The sequence below is a fragment of the Winogradskyella poriferorum genome, from assembly GCF_036553625.1.
Lineage (GTDB): Bacteria > Bacteroidota > Bacteroidia > Flavobacteriales > Flavobacteriaceae > Winogradskyella > Winogradskyella poriferorum.
On sequence record NZ_JAZHOU010000003.1, the window covers coordinates 324,738 to 346,092 of the forward strand.

Sequence of the window (21,355 nt, forward strand, 5' to 3'; positions counted from 1 at the left end):
CTATTTACTATACGTTTTGGTCTTTTTTATCGACGAGAATTTTAGGATGTCAAAGTGATTTAAGACGATTCTATCATCTTCTTTATCAGTACAATTTGCCCAAGATGGTAATAAGCATGTTCTATTAAGCCATCAATATTGCGTTGGTAGCTACCATATTTTTCATCTACGAATGGGTTTTGGAGTTCAGATTCTGATAAATCACTGATGTGCTGAATTAATTCTTCGGTGTCTTTCCAAAATAGATTTTGAAACGAATTCCATTGTTTTTGTGATGTTATAGGAGGAAAATCAAAACTAAATTTGTCTCTTATTTCTAAGTGGCCGTTAATAAAAACGTTTTTTATACCAGACACATAGTAGTGTATGTGTTGCGCTAAAATTGCTATGGTATTTAGCGATTGAACTTGTTTGTTGGCAATGGTGTAATCTAAGTTTTCTATTTGATCTTTAATGTTGGTGTTAGCTATCCATGTGCCACTTAAAATAACTTTTCCAAGTCTGTTGGCTAGTTGGGTTGAGTTCATAGATATTCAAGAATGTTTTTTTAATTATTTGAGTCTAAGTAACACACCTTTGCGTTTATAGATGTTTTTATAATCCCATTGAATTAATTTAGACTTTTCAATCCAACGGTTTAAGTCTTCGAGATTAATCTCATCTACAGAAGTATAGAGTTTAGATGCGTCTTTAAATTTTCCGGTTCCAGGTTTTAAACCTTCTTCTTCAAAGCTTGCGCCACTCCAAAACATAAGTTGTATACCTGCTTTAAGTTTACTGTAACCTACAATAGGATTACCTTCTAAAAACCATACTGGATGTCTGTGCCATATTTTGTTTTCGGCATTAGGCAATAATTGATAAAGAATAGTAGATAATTGCTCACAAATTTCTCGTGCTCCATCTTCTTGGTTTTGATTATAAAGTGTAATGTCAGAGTTCATCTTCTATGCGTTTAATTGCTTATGAGAGCCATCGCAATTTGGTTTTCGTTTAGAGAGTCCGCAGGTACAATCTGTTAGTCCATAGCCATCTAAAATACGTTGTTTGTTATTTTCTATTCGGTTAGTCTTGGTTTTAGATCGTTTGGCTTTGTTAAAGAATAACAGGTATCCTTTTTGTCTTCCTGGAGTTAGGTTGCTAAATGCATTTTTAAAGTCATTATCATTTTGAAACTGCTCTTCTAATTCAGTAGGTATATCGTAATCTGAAAGTGCCTTGTAGGCTACTTTTTGTTCTGATTTTTCAACCTCAATAGCTTCAAAAATATAATGCTTAATTATGGTTGAAAGTGTTTTAATTTCATTGAGGTTTGTAAACCTTATTTGTCTGCTGGCTTGTATGTTTTCTGTGGGTTGAATTAGAATACCTTCTGTGTCTTTTATTAAACTGCCTTTTAAAAATGAAATGGCACAGTAGTCTTTAAAATCATGAATGATAACTACGTTTTTATTCTTATAAGTGTAACAAGGATGTTTCCATTTGTAAGCTTCCGTTAAGTTACAATCTAGTATAATTTTACGCAGTAGTGTCAGTCCTTCTTGCCATCTATTTAAATTGTCTAAATACGCAGTAACTTTAGGATTCATATGGTTTATGATTTACTTACCGATAGTTTTAAAATAAAAATTATAAGTCTCTAGTATGGCTTTTTTAGGTGATTGAAAGATAATTAATAAGATTAATAATTATATAGCTGACAAAATTTATTGTTTAAATATCATAGTTTAATTACCACTTTTATTTGTCTCTTTGGTAGGTTTTGGAGGTGGTGGAAGTTTTGGGAAGTCTGAATTTTCAGATTCAGATTCTATTTCTTCAATTTTTGATTTAGTGACTATTCTTAAGTTATCAACTAAAGTATTATCATCATTTTTAAATCGAATGAATATCTGTCCAAATGGTGTTCCGCTTTCCGCATTACGAAAATCAAACGTATAGATCAACGGTTTTTCATTCATAAGAGATAAGTAATATGTAACCTCCAAATCAGAACCATCAATTTCAGATTCAAAGGCTGCTATTTCAGAATTTAATTTTCCCAAATCACTACCTTCATACCATTCTGATAGGTCAGACGCTATTGTTTTGTCAATTAATAGTCTGCCAATCTTTTCGCATTGGATAGTGAACGACGCAAATTCCGCTTTAAACATTTTTCGTTTTTCTTGTGCAAAACTGTTAATCGAAATTAAGACTATTGTAAATAGAACGATTTTTTTCATAGTATAGGTAGCGCTATTAAAGAATTCAGTTGTAATGAGCTTTAAATGTTGTTGCCACCAGTTTTATTCAATTTCTTTTAAAATATAATCTTCCTTTTTATTTCCTAAAACTGACACATAAATTTCATCTCCAATTTGTTTTTTTAATATGAATGGTGCATAATTTTCGGTGAATAATATATCAAATCCATTATGTTTTATTCGTTCCCACATAAAATGGTCAGAGTCTCCAAATTTCCATGAATTACTCACATAAACTGAGTCATTTATAAATTGAATTGTATCAGTCCATTTTCTAAAATTCCGTACGAATTTTTTTCCTCTCAGTTTTATGTCGATCGACTTATTTTTTAAAGAGTCAACTAATCTTTTATAAACACTATTTTGATTGTAATTTTTGAATACCAGACTGTCCTTTGTCAATGGGTCAATTATTTCGGAATTATAGTCTTCATTTCCAGAAATTACGAAGTATTTATTTTCAAAATCTAATAAATTTTTTCCTTTAAGTTCAAATTGAGCAGTTCTTTTATTTTCGTAAGAATCATATTTGAATTCTATTATGTGGAAAGTTCCATTATCAAATGTTATTAGCTGATTGAAAGGAAAGTCTCCAACATCATAGTTTTTAATGGAATCATTGTCAGAAAATTTGTAGGATGATATCCAAGTTCCATTCAGCTTTTTTTCATTCTGACACGAGGTCAAAATTAGAATTAAGATTATTATGTCGAGCAGATTTTTCAAATGTGTGGCAATGGTCTCGTATAATCCTCGGTTATAGGATTAAAGATAATGTTTTTCGGTTAAGAACTGGCGTTAGCAATTCCGAGTGGATTCGCTTGAGCCTGTCCAGAGCGTAGTCGAAGGATAGTCGAATCCGCCGTAATTGCAGTTATACATTGTTGGTTACAGTTTTTTTAATTTCATTAAAATTTTTCATTCAAATCTTGTCTTCCAACTATTGTCACTATTTCAATATTATTTTCATTGACTTTATAGAAAATACTATCAACTCCACAAACACAACGTCTGTATCCTTTTTTTATATAATCAACAGATTCAAAGGAAAAAGGACGTTCAGCGATAATGTCAAAATATTCAAAAAAAGACTCAAAATATTTGTCCGCTTGGGTCATTCCGAATTTTTTAACTCCGTAATGGTGAATCCGAATCAAGTCATTTTTCGCTTCATTTGTCAGTTTGTATTTAGCCATTCAGCAAAGACTTTGATTGAGCTAAAATACTTTCTTTACTGTCATTCGTAAATCCACTATTTTCAGCTTTTTCAATTTTAGCTCGAATCCAGTCAATTTGAACTTGCTGTTTTCGGGCTTGTCTAATTAAATCGTTAACTAATTCGCTTTTGCTAGAATATTCTTTATTGTCCACTTGGGCTTTTAGCCATTCATCGTTCGGTTTTGTAAATGATATACTTTGTCTTGACATAACTACATATTTTGATGTAAATATACACCAAATTCGAATCATTTACAAATTTTAGCCAACGGTTTGTGTATGAAATGTAGGGCTTTAGAACTATGTCAGTGTCCAGCGAGCAGGATGTTTGTTGAGAGCAGAAAACTCTCCGTAACCCCTATCAGCCCTATATTTATACACTTTGTTGGGGGCAGTTTTTGTTTTTTAACTTATCCATAAATTTTCTTCTTTCAACAGTCTCCAATTTCCGTTTACTTTTTTGAATAAAAGAATGTCTCCACTACCCATAAGCCAATCGCCTTGTCCGCTATGCTCAATTACACAAATATTCTTGTCTTGGTTAAATATAGGCCTTGAATAGTGGTGGTGTCCATACTTGCCAAAATTCGCTCTAAACTCTTCCCAATAATCAGTCGTGTCAGAACGATTTATTTTAGCAAAGTCACTTGGAATAAGACACCAAGCATTTATCAATCTTTCATTGTCCCACAAGTAAACTTCATCTGTCAATTGATTTCTCATAAATTTCTTGTCAGAACTACTTAATAAGCTGTCACTTATTGAATTGATGAACGATTTTAAATCTGAACTGTGTTTCAAAGAAAAGCAGTTTAGCTTCATAAACTCCATTGAGTCTGTCAGAATACTGTCACCGTCAAAGAGTGTGTGATTCATGAAGTCATAGGTTTCAATATCTTCAATAACTGGGTATCTATCTTTCAGGTCAGAGTATGAATAGCCAGCGTTTGTTTCACGATAGTTGTTATAGTTTAAAACAAATAATCCAATTAAAAACAATATTGCAAATCCACCACCAACTATAAATAAACTTGGTATTCCTAATTGTCTATATTTTGAATTTCTCAATTTTCTTTTCAATGTTATCCAAGTCAAGATTTATTTGTCATGCTACTTGATAGTTTCTTTTGTCTTTCTTCAAATTGCCCCAACGGTCTCGTATAACCGTCAGTTACGGGTTAAAGTACGCAAACTTTTCGGTTTGGACTGACTTTAGCAATTCCGAGTGGATTCGGACGTAGTCGAATCCGCCGTAATTGCGGTTATACATTGTTGGCAATAGTATTTAGTCATTTATTATTGGTTCATAAGGAATTCCGAAAAGTCCATTTGATAAAGTGATTTTGAATTCTTCTTTATGTTCAATTTTTGCATAGTCATTTTTGTCCATAAATATTCCGTCAACATCATCTTCATATGATTTATCTTTGATTCTTCCACGAACTTCATATTTGTTTTCAGATCTAATAACCCAAGGTCCAGATTCCGTTAATTCTCCATTGGTAGTTACTGTGAATGTACTTATAACGAAATTTTTATTCACAGTTTCGTTTTTAGTTATTCTGTTTGTTTTCAGAGCAATGGTCGTTAATAAGTCAGATGTCAAACTCAAAATCAGATAGCTTGTAATTCCAATGTATCCTATGTAAATAGCTTTAGACCATTTTCCACCATTAAATTCAGATTTATGAAAAGCAATTATGAAGGCTAAAACAATGGATAATAAAATTGAGATTGGTAAAATAGAACTGCGTAATTCGGATATGTCACTTTTCAAGTATAATTCAGATTCTTTAGGTAAAAAATAAAAACTACTCAACAATGAAGTGAGAAGAAATACAATTGCAATTATTATTCTAGTTTGTCTTTTCATATTATTGCCAACTCGTTATATACCAACTAATATATGGTTTTATTTGTGAATTTGTGGAGATAAATGAAAGTGTAATAAAAAAAGCCACTCTACAAAGAATTGCAGAATGGCTTATGAAATTAATTAAGGGTATTAAGGGTTAGTTCCAGCCACCACCTAAAGCTTGGTAAAGTTTGATGTTGGCTAAAAACTGATCTCTCTTGGTTTCTATAATTTCTATTTTAGAGTCTAAAGCTTCGCGTTGAGTAAGCAATACTTCAGTGTATTCTGCTCTTGCAGATTTAAAAAGCTTAATGGACAAGTCAATAGATTCTGTAAGAGCTTCTACTTGTTGCTCTTTAAGCTTGTAACTTTCCTTTAGGTTATTAATATTAGAGAGTTCGTTAGCAACTTCTATATAACCGTTTAAGATTGCTTTTTCATACTCAAAAACAGCTTGTAATTGTCTGTTATTAGCTGTTTTGTATTCAGCTTTTATAGCATTCCTGTTAATTAGTGGAGCTACAGCATCTCCAACCAAATTATATAATAAAGATTGTGGTGTGTCTACAATATATTTTGGTTTAAAAGCTTCTAAACCAACACCTGCTTTTATACCAATAGAAGGATAGAAGTTTGCTCTGGCAATTTTTACATTCAGTTTGGAGGCTTCCAACTCATATTCTGCCTGTTTAATATCTGGTCTATTAGAAAGTAATTGTGATGGAATGCCAGTATAAATTATATCGATATTTCGCTCTATAAAACCATCTGTATTTCTCTCTATAGGTTGTGGAAAACGACCAATTAAAAAGTTGAGTTTGTTTTCGGTTTCTACAATCTGTTGCTGAATATTGTATTTGTTGCTTTGGTTTTTTAATACTTCGGCTTCAAAACGTCTTACAGCTAATTGTGTTGCTCTGGCAGCTTGCTTTTGAAGTCGTACCATTTTTAGGGCATTTTGCTGAATTTCGAGATTTTGTTCAATAATGCTTAATTGATTATCTAAGGCTAAAAGCTCGTAATATGTGCTTGCGATTTCAGCAACCAGATTGGTAACCATAAAGTTTTTGCCTTCCATGGTACTTAGATATTCTAAAACAGCAGCTTTTTTGCCGTTTCTTAGTTTTTTCCAAATATCTAATTCCCAAGTTACGGATAGACCTGCTGTGAAATTGGTAAGTAGCTCAGGAAATTCTTCATCTTCACGAACGTTTAAATTGTGTTCTACAGCACCATTTCTGGTATACTCGCCAACCTTTTCTACTTCAGCACCAGCATAAACATTAACAAAAGGAAGATACTCGCCTTTACGAATTTTTATCTCGTTGTTAGCTATGGCAATTTGCTGCAGCATAATGTTAAGCTCCTGATTGTTGACTAATGCAGTATCTATAAGAGCTATTAAATTTTCGTCAGAAAAGAAATCGCGCCATTGTATCTGAGCAGAATTTATCGTATCTGTTTCTATATTTTGATAATATTCAGGAACGATTTTGCTTTCTTCTCTAATTGCTTTTTGTGTAGGTACACATGCACTTAAGATTAAAAACGAGACTAAAACAAAGAGAAATCTTGTCTTTATGTTATATAATTTGATGTTATTCATCTTTATTACTTTTTCTTAATTTGTTAATTAACTTTTGAAGTCTATTGATGCTTTCAGTATTAGTTCTGGTTTGATCTTCGGCTTCACTTCTTTCAATAAACTCTTCAGAAAGAGGTTGATCTTTTTCGTCCTTAATAAGACTTTTACCATCAGCCATCTTGCCAAAAATGTAGTATAGTCCAGGTATTATTAAAACGCCAAATAATGTTCCTAGCAGCATACCACCAAGGGATGAACCTCCAATAGTACGATTACCAATTGCACCTGCACCTGAGGCAATGATTAATGGAATTAAGCCAGCTATAAAAGCAAAAGAGGTCATTAAAATTGGTCTGAAACGTGCTCTGGCACCATCTATTGCGGCTTCTAATATTGTAGAACCTTGACTCCGTTTTTGTACAGCAAATTCTACAATTAGTACAGCATTTTTTCCCAAAAGCCCAACAAGCATAATTATGCCTATTTGCGCATAAATATCATTGGCTAGTCCCATGACTTTTAATAAGAAGAATGAACCAAAAATACCAACAGGTAATGATAGAATTACAGCAAGTGGTAATAGGAAACTTTCGTATTGTGCGGCTAAAACCAAATACACAAAAATGAGTACAACTACAAAAATGTAAATAGACTCGTTACCACGAGACGCTTCGTCATAAGATAGGCCTTCCCAAGCAACATCGTAGCCTCTTGGTAAAGTGGCTTCTGCAACTTCTTGTATGGCTTTAATGGCATCACCACTTGTAAAGCCAGCAGCTGGTAAACCACGAATTGCAGCAGAATTGTACAGATTGTAACGTGTTATTTCGTTAGGTCCTAATTTTTTCTCTAAGGTCATAAATGATGAATAAGGTACCATATCTCCTTCTTCGTTCTTAACAAAAAGTTTGTCTAAATCTGTAGGTAAGGCTCTGTACTCTGGAGCAGCTTGCGTATATACTTTGAAGAATCTACCGTATTTTATGAAACCTTGTTCATAGGTACTACCAATTAGGATGTTTAGGTTTTCCATGGCTTTACCAATAGAAACTCCTTTCTGCATGGCAACCTTGTTATTTATTTTTATTTCATACTGTGGATAATTAGCAGCATAAAATGTAAACAAACCAGTGATTTCTTTGCGCTCTCGTAAGGCATCCATGAAATTGTTATTTATTTTTTCAAATTCATGGTAATCTGTAGAATTTGTTTTGTCTAATAGACGCATTGAGAATCCTCCTGAAGAACCAAATCCAGGAACTGCTGGAGGTTCAAAATATTCTATTACAGCTCCAAGGTTTTTAGTTTCTTCTTCAAGCTCTTCCATGATTTCATGAACCGAGTGATGACGTTCAGACCAAGGCTTAAGGTTTATTAAACATGTACCAGCGTTAGATCCACGGCCTTCAGTCATAATTTCGTAACCAGCCAACGACGATACCGATTGTACGCCTTCGGTTTCTTCACATATTTCCTGAAGTTTTTTGGCAACTTCATTTGTGCGTTCTAATGTTGCACCTGGTGGTGTTTGTATAATAGCATATATCATTCCTTGGTCTTCACTAGGAATAAAACCTGCAGGTAAAACTTTGTTTGTTAGATATATACCTGCACAGAATGCAGCCAGAATACCAAAAGTTAATACTCTACGTGCTACAATTTTGTTCAACACCTTTATGTATCTGCCTGTAAGACGTTCAAAACCTCTATTGAACCAGTCCATAAAACGATCTATAGGAGATTTTTTCTTTCCTCCAGTATTGTGCTTTAAGAGCATTGCACACAATACAGGTGTTAGTGTTAGTGCAACTAATGCTGAAATAATAATAGAACCAGCCATGGTAATAGAGAACTGTCTGTAGAAAACACCAACTGGTCCAGTCATAAAGGATATAGGTACAAATACTGATACCATAACTAGGGTAATGGCAATAATTGCACCACCAATTTCTCCAATAACACTTTTAACAGCATCGAAGGGAGTTAAGTGTTCTTCTTCCATTTTGGCGTGTACTGCTTCAACTACAACAATAGCATCATCTACTACAATACCAATGGCTAAAACAAGGGCAAAAAGCGTAATAAGGTTTATAGATAAACCAAATAATTGCATAATAAAAAATGCACCAATTAGTGATACAGGAACAGCGATTATTGGAATTAATGTTGAACGCCAATCTCCTAAAAATAAAAATACTACAACGGCTACTAAGAAAAATGCGTCTCTCAAAGTGTGAATTACTTGTTCTATAGAAGCGTCTAAAAAGTTAGAAACATCATAGCTTATTTTATAATTTATTCCTGGAGGAAGGTCTTCCTTAAGCTCATTAAGCTTTTCTTTTACAGCATCTATAACGTCACTACCATTACTACCAAAAGTTTGTTTTAGTACAATTGATGCAGATGGTTTGCCATCTAGATTAGAGTAGATATCAAAAAACTCACTACCAAGTTCAACATCTGCAATGTCTTTTAAACGAAGAATTTCACCTTCTTCATTAGCTTTAATAATGATATTCTTGTAATCTTCAGGTTCATTATACCTACCTTGGTAGGTGAGTACATACTCTAAGGATTGTGCTTTTATACCCGAACTTCTTCCTAAACGACCAGGACGTGCAATTATACTTTGCTCATCCATAGCCTCTAATACTTCTTCAGCCGATACTTTGTAAGCACGCATACGATCTGGTTTTAACCAAACACGCATCGCATATTTTCTACTTCCTAATATCTGGGCACTGGCAATACCTTTAATACGCTGTATTTCTGGAACAATTTTGGTGTAAGCATAATTGTAAAGAAACTTTTCGTCTGTATGATCATCGTCGCTAAAAAGGTTAACGTACATTAGCATACTTGGCTGAACTGGTGTAATGATTACACCTTCTCGCTGAACCAATTCTGGTAATAATGGCATCACCTGATCGACTCTTGTTTTTACTCTTACAACAGCTTCATTTGGGCCTGTACCTGGATCGAAAATAATACGAATTGTGCCTTCACCAGCACTAGTGGCATCAGAGGCAATATAGCGCATGTCTTGTACACCATTTATTGCTGTTTCTAGAGGTATTAATGTAGATTTTACCAGTACATCAGCACTGGATCCTGGATATGCAATAAAAATATTTACAGTAGTAGGTGCAATTTGTGGAAATTGTGATACTGGCAATTGCTTAATGGAAAGCCCACCAATAAATAGTATGATGACCGAAATGACAATTGCCAAAACAGGTCTTTTTATAAATTGTTTAAACATAATGTTTGTAGATTTAGGTTACTCTGCGTATAATTCGAGATGGGATAAAACTTCGGTAGGATTTACCATTTCGGTTTTAATCTTTTCCTTGTTTTTTACCATCCTTATACCTTCTAAAAGTATGGTGTCGTTTTCAGAGAGACCCTTGTCTACAATAAAAAGATGAGGTAGTTCTGCAGCAATGGATATTTGTTTCTGCATCACAGTATTGTTTTTATCTATTACAAAAACATATGTTTTGTCTAGTATTTCAAAGGTTGCTTTTTGAGGAATTATAATAGCATCTTTGTAAGGTGCTGTCATAAGTATACTTCCAGTTTCGCCATGTCTTAAAATGCCATCAGGATTTGGAAAGGTTGCTCTAAATGCAATATTACCTGTTTGGTTGTTAAATTCTCCCTCAATAGTTTCAACAATACCTGTTTGATTAAAAGGTTTGTTGTTAGCCATTAGAAGTGAAACTTTTTGTTTATTACCTTTTTCCTTACTTGTAATGTAATCTAAATATTCAGCTTCAGGAACATTAAAGTAAACCCACATTTTACTGTTGTCTGATAGTTTTGTAAGAAGCTCTCCTTCATCCAAAAGACTACCTTCTCTAACTTCTAGGTGGTCCATAATACCATCAAAAGGTGCTTTTACATTGGTGAACCCTAAATGCGTTTGAGCTAGAGCTACTTCTGCTTTAGCTTTGTCTAATTTGGCTTTAGCCATAGCAAGTTCATTAGGTGATACAACATTGCCATCTGCTAATAACTGCGTGTTTTGTAGTTCTATTTCAGCAACATGCAATTCTGCGTTAGCTCTACTTAGTTCAGCTTCATAGATGTTTGGCATTATTTGAAACATCTTTTGGCCTTGTTTTACAAATTGACCTTCGTCTACATAAATGTTTTTTAGATAGCCTTTTTCTAAAGCTCTGAGCTCTATATGTCTTATTGAGTGAATCTGACTTACATAATCCTTTGTTGTTGAGGTGTCTTTCTTAACAGGGTGCGTTACTAGAAAGGTTGTAGATTCTTCGTGTTTTTCTTTTTTGGTTTCACAGCTTGAAAATAGTAGTGTAAGTAATACTGCAAAAATGGTTACAATAAATTTTGTTTTCAATTTTTTGAAATTTTTATAATGTGATATAATTGTACTTAAGCATCTGTACTCAGATGGAATGTGCTTAGGAGTAAAATACTCCTTAAGAAAGTAAGAACTTTAGAGTTCTTCTTCGGTTGTACAAAATCAAATTATAAAAACCTGAAAATAGAGAAATAACCTTTCCTTAGGTCTGGTTATTGTATTAGGTGAACGGAAAACACTCTTTTCAAGCTCTTTAGAGGAGTTTTCAAAAAGAAGCGCATTAATAAATGCTGTTGCGTGAAAAATTGTAGAGTCTAATTTTGTTTTTGTAGTAGACTCTTCATTCTCAGATTCATCAATTTCTGGTACTTCTGCGAAGTAATCTTTATCAGATGTTTGATGAGCTCCTGTGAAATGAAATGAATCAATATCAGAATCCTGTAAATACTGATTTGAATATGTTTCATTACTACTTATAGAGGTAACTGCATAGGCATGGAAACTAGACAAGGAGCCTAGTAACAAAGCCAGTGTAAGATACAGATATGTTCTAAAAGTGTTTCTCATTTCAGCATCCAAAATTATTGCAATCGATACACATTAACAAAAAAAAGAGAATTTTTAATTATAATTTAAGAGTTTTAGTGCTTACGATCCTTTTATAATATCCTTATATTCTTCAAAAAAGGTTTCAAATAAGATCATATTTACATTAAAAAATTCCATAACAGCTCTCCATGTATTTTTGTTATGGATAGATACTTTCTGTTCTAATGGAAGGTAAATACGCGATATTTCTTTACCGTTTTCTAAATAATATTCTTCCTCATAGATTGCATCAGGTAAGTAATCTGTATGAAGTATATTTTTGAGTGCTTCTAGTTTTTCCCAACAATTAATACGGTTTTCGAGATCATCTTCTAAATCAAGAGATATAAGAGCTTTTTTTGTGTCGAAATGAAATTTAAAAGAAAGCCCTTTAATTTTAGTATTATACAGCAACCACTTTCTTGGAAATGATTTACCGAAGCTGGTCCAGAATTCTTGTCGTAATAGGCGGCTTTCTTCTTTACTATACATTTATATAAAGTATGCAATTAATACACCTATACTAATAGCTATTAGTTTAGATAAATTAAACTTGTGTCCATCACCTGTTTCAAATAAAATGGTGGTAGAGATATGTAGGAAGATACCAATTACCAAAGCATTTATACTCATAAGTAGGGTAGTACCAATAGACGTTGTATTAGATACCAGTGTACCTAGAGGTGTCATTACAGCAAAGACCAACATAAAACTTAAAGCTTGAACTTTTGTATACTTTGATTGTAATAAAAAAGATGTTAAGAGTGCAGCAATAGGTATTTTATGTACTAAAACACCATAGACCATATCATTATGCTGATGAATAGGAAAACCCTCTAAAAAACTATGAATACATAAGCTTATAAATAATAACCAAGGAAAAGCAGTGTCTTTTTTATGTATGTGTACATGGCCATGCTCGGCACCTTTAGATAAAAACTCTAATATAATTTGCAACAGAATACCACACATTATAAAAAGACCAGTTTTTTTGGCTTCTAAATGCTCATAAACCTCTGGCAGTAAATCAAAAAGTGTAAGTGCCAGTAAAAAAGCTCCACTAAATGATAGTAGTAATTTAGTATATATTGACTTTTGCTTTTTGGTTAGAAATGCGATGATAACACCAATTATTATAGCATAAATGGGAAAAAGGTACTTGTTCATTCTATTTAAAAATCATAATCAAACGCTCAGAGCTTTGAGGATAATATTTACCTAATTTATAATCTCCAAAAACATCTAATAAATGGACACCTGCTTTTTCAAATAAAATTTGAAAATCATTTAAGGTTAAAGCTTTTACACGTTCTTGAAATTGGTAAGGCTCATCATCAATTTTAAAACTAATATCTTTAACGATATAACCGTCTTTAACACTTCTTTTTTGATGAAAATCTATACCTTCAACTGTTTTTATATCTTCAGCAACTAGATGTTCTGTAACGTAGTTAACGTTCATAAAATCTATGACACCAAAACCATAATCGTTTAATTCTTCTTTAATGGCTGCTATGGTTTTTAGGTTACAAGTATCATCCTCAAAGTAGCCAAAACTTGTAAATAAATTAAAGACAGCATCAAAAGTTTCAGGATACGGTTTGGTCATATCGTGCACAGCAAACTTTAATGTATCATTAGCGAACTGGCTGGCATGTTTTATACTTTGCTCCGACAGGTCCACACCAGTAACGTTAAAACCTAATGAGTTTAGGTATATGGAGTGCCTGCCTTTACCACAAGCTAAATCCAGAATTTTTCCACCTTCTGGAATATTGAGGTAATCGGTGAGGTTATCCATAAAAAGCTGTGCTTCAGTATAATCTCTGTCTTTATATAAAATATGGTAGTATGGTGTATCAAACCACGAAGCGTACCATTGTTTTGTAGAATTTGTCATAACATATTACGTCCTGCAAAAATAGTTTAAATTTGCAATCTATTTGACGTGTTATATGGACAATAATTTCAAAATGGTAGCCAAAACCTTATTTGGCTTTGAAGATATATTAGCTAAAGAACTCACTCAACTTGGAGCAATGCAAGTAGAAAAGGGTGTTAGAAACGTGAGTTTTGTTGGTGATAAAGGTTTTATGTACAAAGCAAACATGGGATTGCGAACAGCAATAAAAATATTAAAGCCTATTAAATCTTTTAGAGTTGCCAGAGAGGAAGATCTGTATAATAACGTAAAAAGTATTAAGTGGGAAGATTACTTAAAGTCTGATGGTTCTTTGGCTGTTGATGCTACGGTACATCATAGTGTTTTTACACATTCTAAATACACAGCTTTAAAAACCAAAGATGCTATTGTAGATCGTTTTAGAGAGCAAGATGGCAACAGACCTAATATAGATTTACGTTTTCCGGATTTAAAAATTAACGTGCATATAGATCGTCAACGCTGTACCATTTCATTAGATACTTCTGGTGAATCCTTACATAGACGAGGCTATAAAACAGCAACTAATATTGCTCCGATAAACGAAGTTTTGGCAGCAGGATTAATTATGATGAGTGGTTGGGATGGTCAGTCCGATTTTATGGATCCTATGTGTGGTAGTGGTACTATTTTGGCAGAAGCAGCTATGATTGCATGTAACATTCCGCCAAACTTAATGCGTAAGGAATTTGCTTTTGAACGTTGGGAAGATTGGGACGTGGATTTATTTGAAAAAATTGAAGAATCTTTACTGAAAAAAACCAGAGATTTTCATCATAAAATTATAGGTTATGATAAGTCTCCTTCTGCTGTAAAAAAAGCTAAGGAAAACATTAAGAATGCGCATTTAGATGAGTTTATTCATATACAGCATGAGGATTTCTTTAAAACTCAAAAAGCAGGTTCATCTAAATTACATATGGTTTTTAATCCTCCATATGGTGAGCGTTTAGAAAATCTTAATATCGAAGAGTTTTATGGTAATATCGGCACAACACTAAAACATGGTTACCCAAATACGGATGCATGGCTGGTAACCTCTAATCTCGAAGCTTTAAAATACATTGGTTTGCGACCATCTCGAAAAATAAAAGTATTTAACGCAAAATTAGAATCGCGCTTAGTTAAATATGAAATGTACGAAGGCAGCCGAAAAGCCAAAAAACAAAACGATTAAAGTTCTTTTTGTTCATCAGGATTGCGACCTACTTGTGTTTTTGGGTAGGTATCAAACAAATCTTTAACCAAACCATTAATGTATGGTATTAATTTTTTTTCTGGTTTGTTGAGTTCGCACAATACAGAAGCATGCCATAATACCTTATTGGTTTCAAAATCGGCAACATACACAATTAGTGTTTCCTCTTCATAGGTTTCCTCATGTATGGTACAACTTTCCCAATATTCTAAATGTTTAGAATGCTCACAGTTTTCAAACTCTACGGTTTCTTCGCTGATGATAATTCTAAAACCAGCCTGCAATTGTGGATTAAGAACATTGGTTCTGTGTGCCTTGTTTTCCATTTCTAAAGCAACAGCATCACCAATGGTTTGTCTTACCAAATCGTTATCTAGTAGCGGATAGTTAAGATGCTCAACAGTAAAATCCTCAATACAGAGTACGTAGGTATCGTATTGGTTAAAATCCACATCTAAGTTGTAGTCGTAAACGACTTCGCTTGTTGCAGCACAATTAAAAAGCAGTAGTAATATAAATCCCGAAATTATTGAATAAACTCTCATAACGCAGTAATTTAGAATGTTCTTAAAGTTCTAAATTCTACATCACAATTACTATGACATTTGTCAAGTTTAAGAGTATGTTACGGTTTTCTAATAATCCAGATGTCTTGTGGTACCCAAGATTTTGTCTCTGAAGTCAACTGTATGTGTTCTAATACAGTGGTTGCTTTAAATAAATCTTTAACAAATGCCTCTGGGTGAAAAGCGGCATAAGTTCTGTGGCCTTCTTTAATACTGCCTCTAACCACTAATTTACCTTGATTATAATCTGAAAGTTCAGCCTCAGTTAGTTTTACTTTAAAATTATCTCCATGCATGGTTAATAGCATAATACCATTTGGTTTTAAAATACGAAGTAATTCGTTAAACCAATCGTAATGCATTTGTTCTGAGAGGTGTGTGAAAATTGAAATACCATAGATAACATCCATTGAATTGTCTTCGTATGATAGTTTTGCTTCTAATTCGTTTTTATTAAACTGGATGTTTCGTAAGTTTTCAGAACACCAATCTATAGAGTTTTTATTGTAGTCTGTTGCAAAGAATTGGCAGCCATTATTTATTACTTCTGGCATATGCCTAATAATTCTGCCTGGTCCACAGCCCCAATCTAAAACACTTTTATCCTTTAATTCTATATGTTTTTTAAAGTATTCCGATAGGTTTTTAGCCATGTTTCTCCCACCATTATAGTATTTGTCATAATTCATCTGAAATGACTCATACATTAAATAATCTGGTGGAAGTACAACTTCTGGATGTGCTTTTCTAAACTGAGCGTTAGCTTTTCTGTTTTTGAATTTTTGAATGCGAAATCTAATAAGATCAGCAACATAGATAAGATTGAGTTGCCTTAATAGGTTAGAAAGTTTCGCTTTATTCATTTTTGATTCTATAAAATTTGAAGGCAAATATAGTGTATTGAAAAATTACCGTAGTGCTTCTAATTGCAAATTATAATCGTATTGTAAATCTTCATGAAGTACACTGATTTTTTTCTTTAAAGCCAGAATTTGTCTTTGGTATAGATTACTTAGTGTTTTATTTCTATGTATGGATGGTCTAAGCTCGTTTAGTTGCTCGCAAAAGTAGAGTAGGAGCTCAACTTCGGTAGATTTTTTGTTAGAATATCTGCTATATACTCTAATCTGACGCAAAATCTTCCGTATGGTTTTTTTCATGTAGAAGTAACTATCTGTGTTTATACCATCAAACAATTCATCTAACGAAGATTTTACGCTTGCAACGTAACCATCTTCATCATGTGCTTCGAATAATAAATAGGTGAGTAGTGCCTTGTTCTCTTTTTTAAACTTACCAAGACGAAGGCAAAGCTCTAATAAATCTTCTTTTGGTAAGTGCTGAAGTTCTTTTTTTATGGTAACGATAGATTCTATCTTCATTTAGAGATAATCTTTATAAAGGAATTTTAATAGTGTTTTCTAATGGTACGTTTCACTCTAAATAATCGGAAAATACCTATACTTAGAATAAAAGCAGAGACTATGATAAGAATAATACCATAAGATTTTAAATCTGAAAAGAACTCGAGTTTTAAAATAGTGACTCCTGTACCGAGTATTACCAAAAATGTTCTAAAGTAAGCTAAAAAGGTACGTTCGTTAGCAAGCTTAGTGCGCTCAATTGCCAGCCAATCACGAGTTATTAAAGCTTTACTTTCGTCTTTATTAATTTCTGACATTTAATCTTTTCCTTTTAATAAATTAATACTTACAGTTGCTAGTTCGCTATCAGGAAATTTAGCAAAGTGCATGTCGTCTGGTGCTAAGCCTGCTTTTTCTGCGATGTTTCTAAACACATCAACTTCTACAATGTATTGGTCACTGTAACCATGAGTGGCATCATAAGCTGTAGCTGCAGTTTTACCAATATTTTTTGCTGTTAGAGAAGGATCAATGGTGTGTAATTCTATGATTAACAAGCCAAATTTATCAACATAAGGTTTCCATTTGCTGAGATGCTCTAGTAATGATGCTTCCACATCATTATTGTTTAAACGATTACCAGCACTAGCATATGCGCCTGTTGATGTGCTAATAAAATCATATTTGTTATTTGGTGCTTCCCAAATACGATTATGATCCAAGAATGTTCTAACGTTGAGTAAATCTTTGAGATCTATATTGTAGTCTTCTTTTAAATCTGAAGCTAAAAGATCTGGTCTGCCAATATCTCCCCAAATCACCTTGGCCCAAATATCAGCTGCAATCAGGTTGGCTCTAGTAACCTTTAAAGCTGCTTTGTTAAAATCTGCTCCAACCAAAAACAATGGATGGTCGTCTAATAGTTTACCACGAAGGGTTTGTTGCTCAATAATATTAAAAATATGCTCTATAAATGCACCATTACCACAACCCATATCTAAAATGCCTTTAGGCTGAAGGTCAATAGGTCTGTTAAACAAATCGATGATCACCTTATCTATAACTTTAAAGTACGTGGCATGAGCACCACCACTTCCCCAAACATTCATTTCACGATGTACGTGCTTTTCAGTATCATTTGGTGAATCTGTTTTAAGTACTAATGGATTACCAAAAATGAGTTCGTCTAGTTGTAAAAATGTTGGTAAATAAGATACGGTTACACCATAAGCGCTGGCACGTTTTGCAAAAAAGAGACCTTTGTCAGTAAATTGATACGTATCTCGTTTCTTTTTAAACCATCCTAGATGTGAAAAGAAATCGAGGATTTTTTTAAAGCTTTCAGGATCTTTATGGTATTCTTCAGCCGTAAAGGAGGCTTCCATAAAATACTTGTGAAACAATCCGTTAACACCTAATAAAACAATGATAGGTCCTGCAATGGTGCCTTCAATATGTTTGTAGATTTGGTATTCTATTGAAGTCTCATCCGAAATGTCTAGGCCAAAGTTATTTTCAAACTTTTTAAAAATGCGTTCTAATGCAATAAACGCATCTGTACTTATCATTTTTTCGGTAGCAAATCTATCAGAATAGCGCAATAGGTTTACTGCGTCTTCATAAAGGTACACCAATTGAAATGCTACCTCTGACTTTTCGTTGGTAGAGTATGTTACTGTATTGTCTTTATTACTGAGGTCTTGCTCTAGCCAACCTTGAGAGCACAAAACTCTAAGTGCAACATTAAGGTAACCTTCATTAGCATTAAAAATGTCAGAGAGTGATTTTAAATTAATAGATTTTTTTTCTAAGATATAATCTAGAATTTGTTTTTTATGCAAAGCAAATGCTGAAGTTGCTGTAGCTATACCATCTAAATGACGAAAAATTATACCTCTCAATTGAGATTTATCTGACTTTGTTAGCATGAAGAATATATTAGTACTTAAATATAAAAAAACCATCATAATTATGATGGTTTTTGATTTTATAATATTCTTAATGGGTTTATCTCAATTTAGGATAATCCGCAGGATTTGACTCGTGCATCACATCATATACAGCTTCAAAAATATCTTCTACTGATGGTTTAGAGAAATAATCACCATCTGTGCCATATGCTGGTCTGTGAGGTTTAGCAGCTAATGTTTTTGGTTGGCTATCTAAATGTTGAAATGCATTTTGTTCGTTCAATATTTGATCTAAAATGTAAGCTGATGCACCACCTTTTACATCTTCGTCAATAACCATAACACGATTAGTTTTTGCAATACTCTTAACGATATCATGATTTAAATCAAACGGTAACAAAGATTGTACATCTATAATTTCAGCATCAATACCAACCTCTAGTAATTCTTTTGCGGCTTGTTCTACTAATCGCAGAGTAGAACCATAAGATACAAGTGTAATATCTTCACCTTCCTTAATAGTTTCTACAACTCCAATAGGTGTTTTAAACTCACCAATATTACTTGGCATCTTTTCTTTTAAACGGTAACCATTAAGACATTCTACGATAAGAGCAGGTTCATCACTCTCTAGAAGTGTGTTGTAGAAGCCTGCAGCTTTAGTCATGTTACGAGGTACTAAAACATGAATACCTCTAATTAGGTTAAGAATACCTCCCATTTGAGAACCAGAGTGCCAGATACCTTCTAGTCTATGACCACGTGTTCTTACGATTAATGGTGCTTTTTGGCGACCTTTGGTTCTGTATTGTACTGTAGCCAAATCGTCACTCATTATTTGTAAAGCATACAAAATGTAATCTAAATACTGAATCTCAGCAATTGGTCTAAGACCTCTCATAGCCATACCGATTCCTTGACCTAAAATTGTAGCTTCTCGTATACCAGTATCAGAAACTCTAAGCTCACCAAATTTTTCTTGTAAGCCTTCTAGACCTTGGTTGACATCACCAATATGTCCCGCATCTTCACCAAAAACTAAAGTCTCAGGATACTTATTAAAAATGGCTTCAAAATTATCTCTTAATATTACACGTCCGTCTACTTCTGTAGTGTCTCCGTTGTACGTCGGTACTATTTCTTTTTGAAATTCGGCTTTATGTTTAGACTCACTGTATAAGTGAGAGCTGTACTTAGGTTGTATTTTTTCTATGTAACTGTTTATCCAGTTTTGAAGCGCTAACTTTTCATTAGATTCTTCTGAAATGATATAGCGCAAGGTTTTGCGAGCTGATGATAGAATATCCTTTCGTAAAGGTTCATCTATTGCTTCTAAATCATTTTTTAATTTAGAGATAAATACACTGTTAGAGCTTATTTTGGCTACGCTTTCTATTAATGTTAAGGCTTCTTTCTTTTCTTCTTTTATTGGATTTATATAAGAAGCCCAAGCCGCTTTTTTGCCATCTCTCACAGCTTTTTTAATGTCTTTTTCTAAAGTAGTTAATTCTTCGTCTGTTGCTATGTTATTTTCAATTATCCATTGACGCATCTGAGCATTACAATCGTACTCGGCTTCCCATGCTAACCGCTCTTCGTTTTTATAACGTTCGTGAGATCCAGAAGTAGAATGTCCTTGTGGCTGTGTTAACTCTTGCACATGAATCATTACAGGCACATGTTCTTTTCTGGCAACTTTGGCTGCACGTTGGTAGGTGTCTATTAATTCGGCATAATTCCAGCCGTTTACTCTAAATATTTCGTAACCATTGTTGTTTTCGTCACGTTGAAAACCTTTTAATATTTCTGAGATATTTTCTTTAGTCGTTTGATGTTTTGCATGTACTGAAATACCGTATTCATCATCCCAAATACTAATAACCATTGGCACTTGTAGTACTCCTGCAGCATTGATGGTTTCAAAAAACAAACCTTCGCTTGTACTTGCGTTTCCTATGGTTCCCCAAGCAATTTCATTTCCCTCTTTAGAAAAGTTAGTTGTGTCTATACCTTCAACATTTCTGTATATTTTAGAAGCTTGTGCTAAACCTAACAATCTTGGCATTTGCCCAGCAGTAGGTGAGATGTCTGCACTCGAATTTTTTTGTTCTGTTAGATTCTTCCAATTACCACTTTCATCTAAACTATGTGTAGCAAAATGCCCTCCCATTTGACGACCAGCAGACATTGGCTCTTCTTTTAAGTCTGTATTTGCATACAATCCTGCAAAGAATTGCTCTATGGTTAATTCACCAATAGCCATCATAAAGGTCTGATCTCTGTAATAACCTGATCTAAAATCACCATTTTCAAATGCTTTTGCCCAAGCAATTTGTGGTATTTCTTTACCGTCACCAAAAATCCCAAATTTGGCTTTACCAGTTAAAACCTCTCTACGACCAAGTAAACTACATTCTCTACTTGTAACAGCTAATTTGTAATCATTGATTACTTCTGCTTTAAAATCTTCGAAGGTAATTTCTGTTTTTGTATTGGGATTTGATTTCATATTGGTCGAATTTTTGGAGATACAAATGTACTAAATATCGA

23 protein-coding genes are annotated in these 21,355 nt (G+C 33.4%); 1 reads left to right on the forward strand and 22 read right to left on the reverse strand.

Going from position 1 to position 21,355, the window contains the following annotated elements; genetic code table 11:
* Window positions 1-59: 59 nt before the first annotated feature.
* From V1468_RS11055 to V1468_RS11130, 16 genes are all read right to left on the reverse strand, one after another.
* On the reverse strand, window positions 60-527 hold the full coding sequence (locus tag V1468_RS11055; protein ID WP_331810304.1) for a DUF1572 domain-containing protein: 468 nt from the start codon (window positions 525-527) through the stop codon (window positions 60-62).
* A 24-nt stretch (window positions 528-551) separates the two neighbouring features.
* Window positions 552-944, reverse strand: a complete 393-nt coding sequence (locus V1468_RS11060) for a DUF1801 domain-containing protein (protein ID WP_331810305.1) — start codon at window positions 942-944, stop codon at window positions 552-554.
* 3 nt (window positions 945-947) lie between these two features.
* A complete protein-coding gene (locus V1468_RS11065; RefSeq protein WP_331810306.1) occupies window positions 948-1,589 on the reverse strand; it encodes a DUF1801 domain-containing protein in 642 nt (213 codons plus the stop codon).
* Between the two features lie 138 nt (window positions 1,590-1,727).
* On the reverse strand, window positions 1,728-2,225 hold the full coding sequence (locus V1468_RS11070) for a hypothetical protein (protein ID WP_331810307.1): 498 nt from the start codon (window positions 2,223-2,225) through the stop codon (window positions 1,728-1,730).
* A gap of 63 nt (window positions 2,226-2,288) precedes the next feature.
* The gene (locus V1468_RS11075) at window positions 2,289-2,972 is read right to left on the reverse strand and encodes a hypothetical protein (protein ID WP_331810308.1); all 684 of its coding nucleotides are present in this window, start codon (window positions 2,970-2,972) and stop codon (window positions 2,289-2,291) included.
* 182 nt (window positions 2,973-3,154) lie between these two features.
* Window positions 3,155-3,442, reverse strand: a complete 288-nt coding sequence (locus V1468_RS11080) for a type II toxin-antitoxin system RelE/ParE family toxin (protein ID WP_331810309.1) — start codon at window positions 3,440-3,442, stop codon at window positions 3,155-3,157.
* Window positions 3,435-3,674: a ribbon-helix-helix domain-containing protein gene (locus V1468_RS11085; RefSeq protein WP_036118677.1), complete on the reverse strand. Its 240-nt coding sequence runs from the start codon at window positions 3,672-3,674 to the stop codon at window positions 3,435-3,437. Before V1468_RS11085 ends, V1468_RS11080 begins: the two co-directional genes overlap by 8 nt.
* A 195-nt stretch (window positions 3,675-3,869) precedes the next feature.
* Window positions 3,870-4,532 (reverse strand): hypothetical protein, encoded by a 663-nt coding sequence (locus V1468_RS11090; protein WP_331810310.1) that lies wholly within the window; start codon window positions 4,530-4,532, stop codon window positions 3,870-3,872.
* Between the two features lie 217 nt (window positions 4,533-4,749).
* On the reverse strand, window positions 4,750-5,337 hold the full coding sequence (locus tag V1468_RS11095) for a hypothetical protein (protein ID WP_331810311.1): 588 nt from the start codon (window positions 5,335-5,337) through the stop codon (window positions 4,750-4,752).
* A 139-nt stretch (window positions 5,338-5,476) separates the two neighbouring features.
* Complete coding sequence (locus V1468_RS11100; RefSeq protein ID WP_331810312.1) at window positions 5,477-6,925, reverse strand: TolC family protein; 1,449 nt, start codon at window positions 6,923-6,925, stop codon at window positions 5,477-5,479.
* Entirely contained in the window at window positions 6,918-10,166 is a 3,249-nt protein-coding gene (locus tag V1468_RS11105) for an efflux RND transporter permease subunit (RefSeq protein WP_331810313.1), read from the reverse strand. Before V1468_RS11105 ends, V1468_RS11100 begins: the two co-directional genes overlap by 8 nt.
* Window positions 10,167-10,184: 18 nt before the next feature.
* A complete protein-coding gene (locus tag V1468_RS11110; RefSeq protein ID WP_331810314.1) occupies window positions 10,185-11,273 on the reverse strand; it encodes an efflux RND transporter periplasmic adaptor subunit in 1,089 nt (362 codons plus the stop codon).
* A 126-nt stretch (window positions 11,274-11,399) separates the two neighbouring features.
* On the reverse strand, window positions 11,400-11,804 hold the full coding sequence (locus V1468_RS11115) for a hypothetical protein (RefSeq protein WP_331810315.1): 405 nt from the start codon (window positions 11,802-11,804) through the stop codon (window positions 11,400-11,402).
* Between the two features lie 81 nt (window positions 11,805-11,885).
* Window positions 11,886-12,317 (reverse strand): DUF4268 domain-containing protein, encoded by a 432-nt coding sequence (locus V1468_RS11120; RefSeq protein ID WP_331810316.1) that lies wholly within the window; start codon window positions 12,315-12,317, stop codon window positions 11,886-11,888.
* Window positions 12,318-12,992 (reverse strand): ZIP family metal transporter, encoded by a 675-nt coding sequence (locus V1468_RS11125; protein WP_331810317.1) that lies wholly within the window; start codon window positions 12,990-12,992, stop codon window positions 12,318-12,320.
* A gap of 1 nt (window position 12,993) precedes the next feature.
* Window positions 12,994-13,725 carry an SAM-dependent methyltransferase gene (locus tag V1468_RS11130; RefSeq protein ID WP_331810318.1) on the reverse strand — a complete coding sequence of 244 codons (732 nt, stop codon included), beginning with the start codon at window positions 13,723-13,725 and terminating at the stop codon, window positions 12,994-12,996.
* A gap of 55 nt (window positions 13,726-13,780) precedes the next feature.
* On the opposite strand from V1468_RS11130, the gene V1468_RS11135 reads away from it, so the two are divergent.
* Entirely contained in the window at window positions 13,781-14,944 is a 1,164-nt protein-coding gene (locus tag V1468_RS11135; RefSeq protein WP_331810319.1) for a THUMP domain-containing class I SAM-dependent RNA methyltransferase, read from the forward strand.
* Here V1468_RS11135 and V1468_RS11140 read toward each other — a convergent pair.
* From V1468_RS11140 to V1468_RS11165, 6 genes are all read right to left on the reverse strand, one after another.
* Window positions 14,941-15,510: a DUF4136 domain-containing protein gene (locus tag V1468_RS11140; protein ID WP_331810320.1), complete on the reverse strand. Its 570-nt coding sequence runs from the start codon at window positions 15,508-15,510 to the stop codon at window positions 14,941-14,943. The genes V1468_RS11135 and V1468_RS11140 overlap by 4 nt on opposite strands.
* 80 nt (window positions 15,511-15,590) lie before the next feature.
* Window positions 15,591-16,394, reverse strand: a complete 804-nt coding sequence (locus V1468_RS11145) for a class I SAM-dependent methyltransferase (RefSeq protein WP_331810321.1) — start codon at window positions 16,392-16,394, stop codon at window positions 15,591-15,593.
* Window positions 16,395-16,439: 45 nt separating this feature from the next.
* Window positions 16,440-16,913: a hypothetical protein gene (locus tag V1468_RS11150; RefSeq protein ID WP_331810322.1), complete on the reverse strand. Its 474-nt coding sequence runs from the start codon at window positions 16,911-16,913 to the stop codon at window positions 16,440-16,442.
* Window positions 16,914-16,939: 26 nt separating this feature from the next.
* Window positions 16,940-17,212 carry a DUF202 domain-containing protein gene (locus tag V1468_RS11155; protein ID WP_331810323.1) on the reverse strand — a complete coding sequence of 91 codons (273 nt, stop codon included), beginning with the start codon at window positions 17,210-17,212 and terminating at the stop codon, window positions 16,940-16,942.
* Window positions 17,213-18,823 (reverse strand): class I SAM-dependent methyltransferase, encoded by a 1,611-nt coding sequence (locus tag V1468_RS11160; RefSeq protein WP_331810324.1) that lies wholly within the window; start codon window positions 18,821-18,823, stop codon window positions 17,213-17,215.
* 79 nt (window positions 18,824-18,902) lie between these two features.
* Window positions 18,903-21,314 carry an alpha-ketoacid dehydrogenase subunit alpha/beta gene (locus V1468_RS11165; protein WP_331810325.1) on the reverse strand — a complete coding sequence of 804 codons (2,412 nt, stop codon included), beginning with the start codon at window positions 21,312-21,314 and terminating at the stop codon, window positions 18,903-18,905.
* Window positions 21,315-21,355: the final 41 nt, after the last annotated feature.

Bases quoted from the DNA above. Each gene is read 5' to 3' on its own strand.
- V1468_RS11055 (WP_331810304.1), bottom strand. From the start codon at position 527: ATGAACTCAACCCAACTAGCCAACAGACTTGGAAAAGTTATTTTAAGT.
- V1468_RS11060 (WP_331810305.1), bottom strand. From the start codon at position 944: ATGAACTCTGACATTACACTTTATAATCAAAACCAAGAAGATGGAGCA.
- V1468_RS11065 (WP_331810306.1), bottom strand. From the start codon at position 1,589: ATGAATCCTAAAGTTACTGCGTATTTAGACAATTTAAATAGATGGCAA.
- V1468_RS11070 (WP_331810307.1), bottom strand. From the start codon at position 2,225: ATGAAAAAAATCGTTCTATTTACAATAGTCTTAATTTCGATTAACAGT.
- V1468_RS11080 (WP_331810309.1), bottom strand. From the start codon at position 3,442: ATGGCTAAATACAAACTGACAAATGAAGCGAAAAATGACTTGATTCGG.
- V1468_RS11085 (WP_036118677.1), bottom strand. From the start codon at position 3,674: ATGTCAAGACAAAGTATATCATTTACAAAACCGAACGATGAATGGCTA.
- V1468_RS11095 (WP_331810311.1), bottom strand. From the start codon at position 5,337: ATGAAAAGACAAACTAGAATAATAATTGCAATTGTATTTCTTCTCACT.
- V1468_RS11100 (WP_331810312.1), bottom strand. From the start codon at position 6,925: ATGAATAACATCAAATTATATAACATAAAGACAAGATTTCTCTTTGTT.
- V1468_RS11105 (WP_331810313.1), bottom strand. From the start codon at position 10,166: ATGTTTAAACAATTTATAAAAAGACCTGTTTTGGCAATTGTCATTTCG.
- V1468_RS11115 (WP_331810315.1), bottom strand. From the start codon at position 11,804: ATGAGAAACACTTTTAGAACATATCTGTATCTTACACTGGCTTTGTTA.
- V1468_RS11120 (WP_331810316.1), bottom strand. From the start codon at position 12,317: ATGTATAGTAAAGAAGAAAGCCGCCTATTACGACAAGAATTCTGGACC.
- V1468_RS11125 (WP_331810317.1), bottom strand. From the start codon at position 12,992: ATGAACAAGTACCTTTTTCCCATTTATGCTATAATAATTGGTGTTATC.
- V1468_RS11130 (WP_331810318.1), bottom strand. From the start codon at position 13,725: ATGACAAATTCTACAAAACAATGGTACGCTTCGTGGTTTGATACACCA.
- V1468_RS11135 (WP_331810319.1), top strand. From the start codon at position 13,781: ATGGACAATAATTTCAAAATGGTAGCCAAAACCTTATTTGGCTTTGAA.
- V1468_RS11140 (WP_331810320.1), bottom strand. From the start codon at position 15,510: ATGAGAGTTTATTCAATAATTTCGGGATTTATATTACTACTGCTTTTT.
- V1468_RS11145 (WP_331810321.1), bottom strand. From the start codon at position 16,394: ATGAATAAAGCGAAACTTTCTAACCTATTAAGGCAACTCAATCTTATC.
- V1468_RS11150 (WP_331810322.1), bottom strand. From the start codon at position 16,913: ATGAAGATAGAATCTATCGTTACCATAAAAAAAGAACTTCAGCACTTA.
- V1468_RS11155 (WP_331810323.1), bottom strand. From the start codon at position 17,212: ATGTCAGAAATTAATAAAGACGAAAGTAAAGCTTTAATAACTCGTGAT.
- V1468_RS11160 (WP_331810324.1), bottom strand. From the start codon at position 18,823: ATGCTAACAAAGTCAGATAAATCTCAATTGAGAGGTATAATTTTTCGT.
- V1468_RS11165 (WP_331810325.1), bottom strand. From the start codon at position 21,314: ATGAAATCAAATCCCAATACAAAAACAGAAATTACCTTCGAAGATTTT.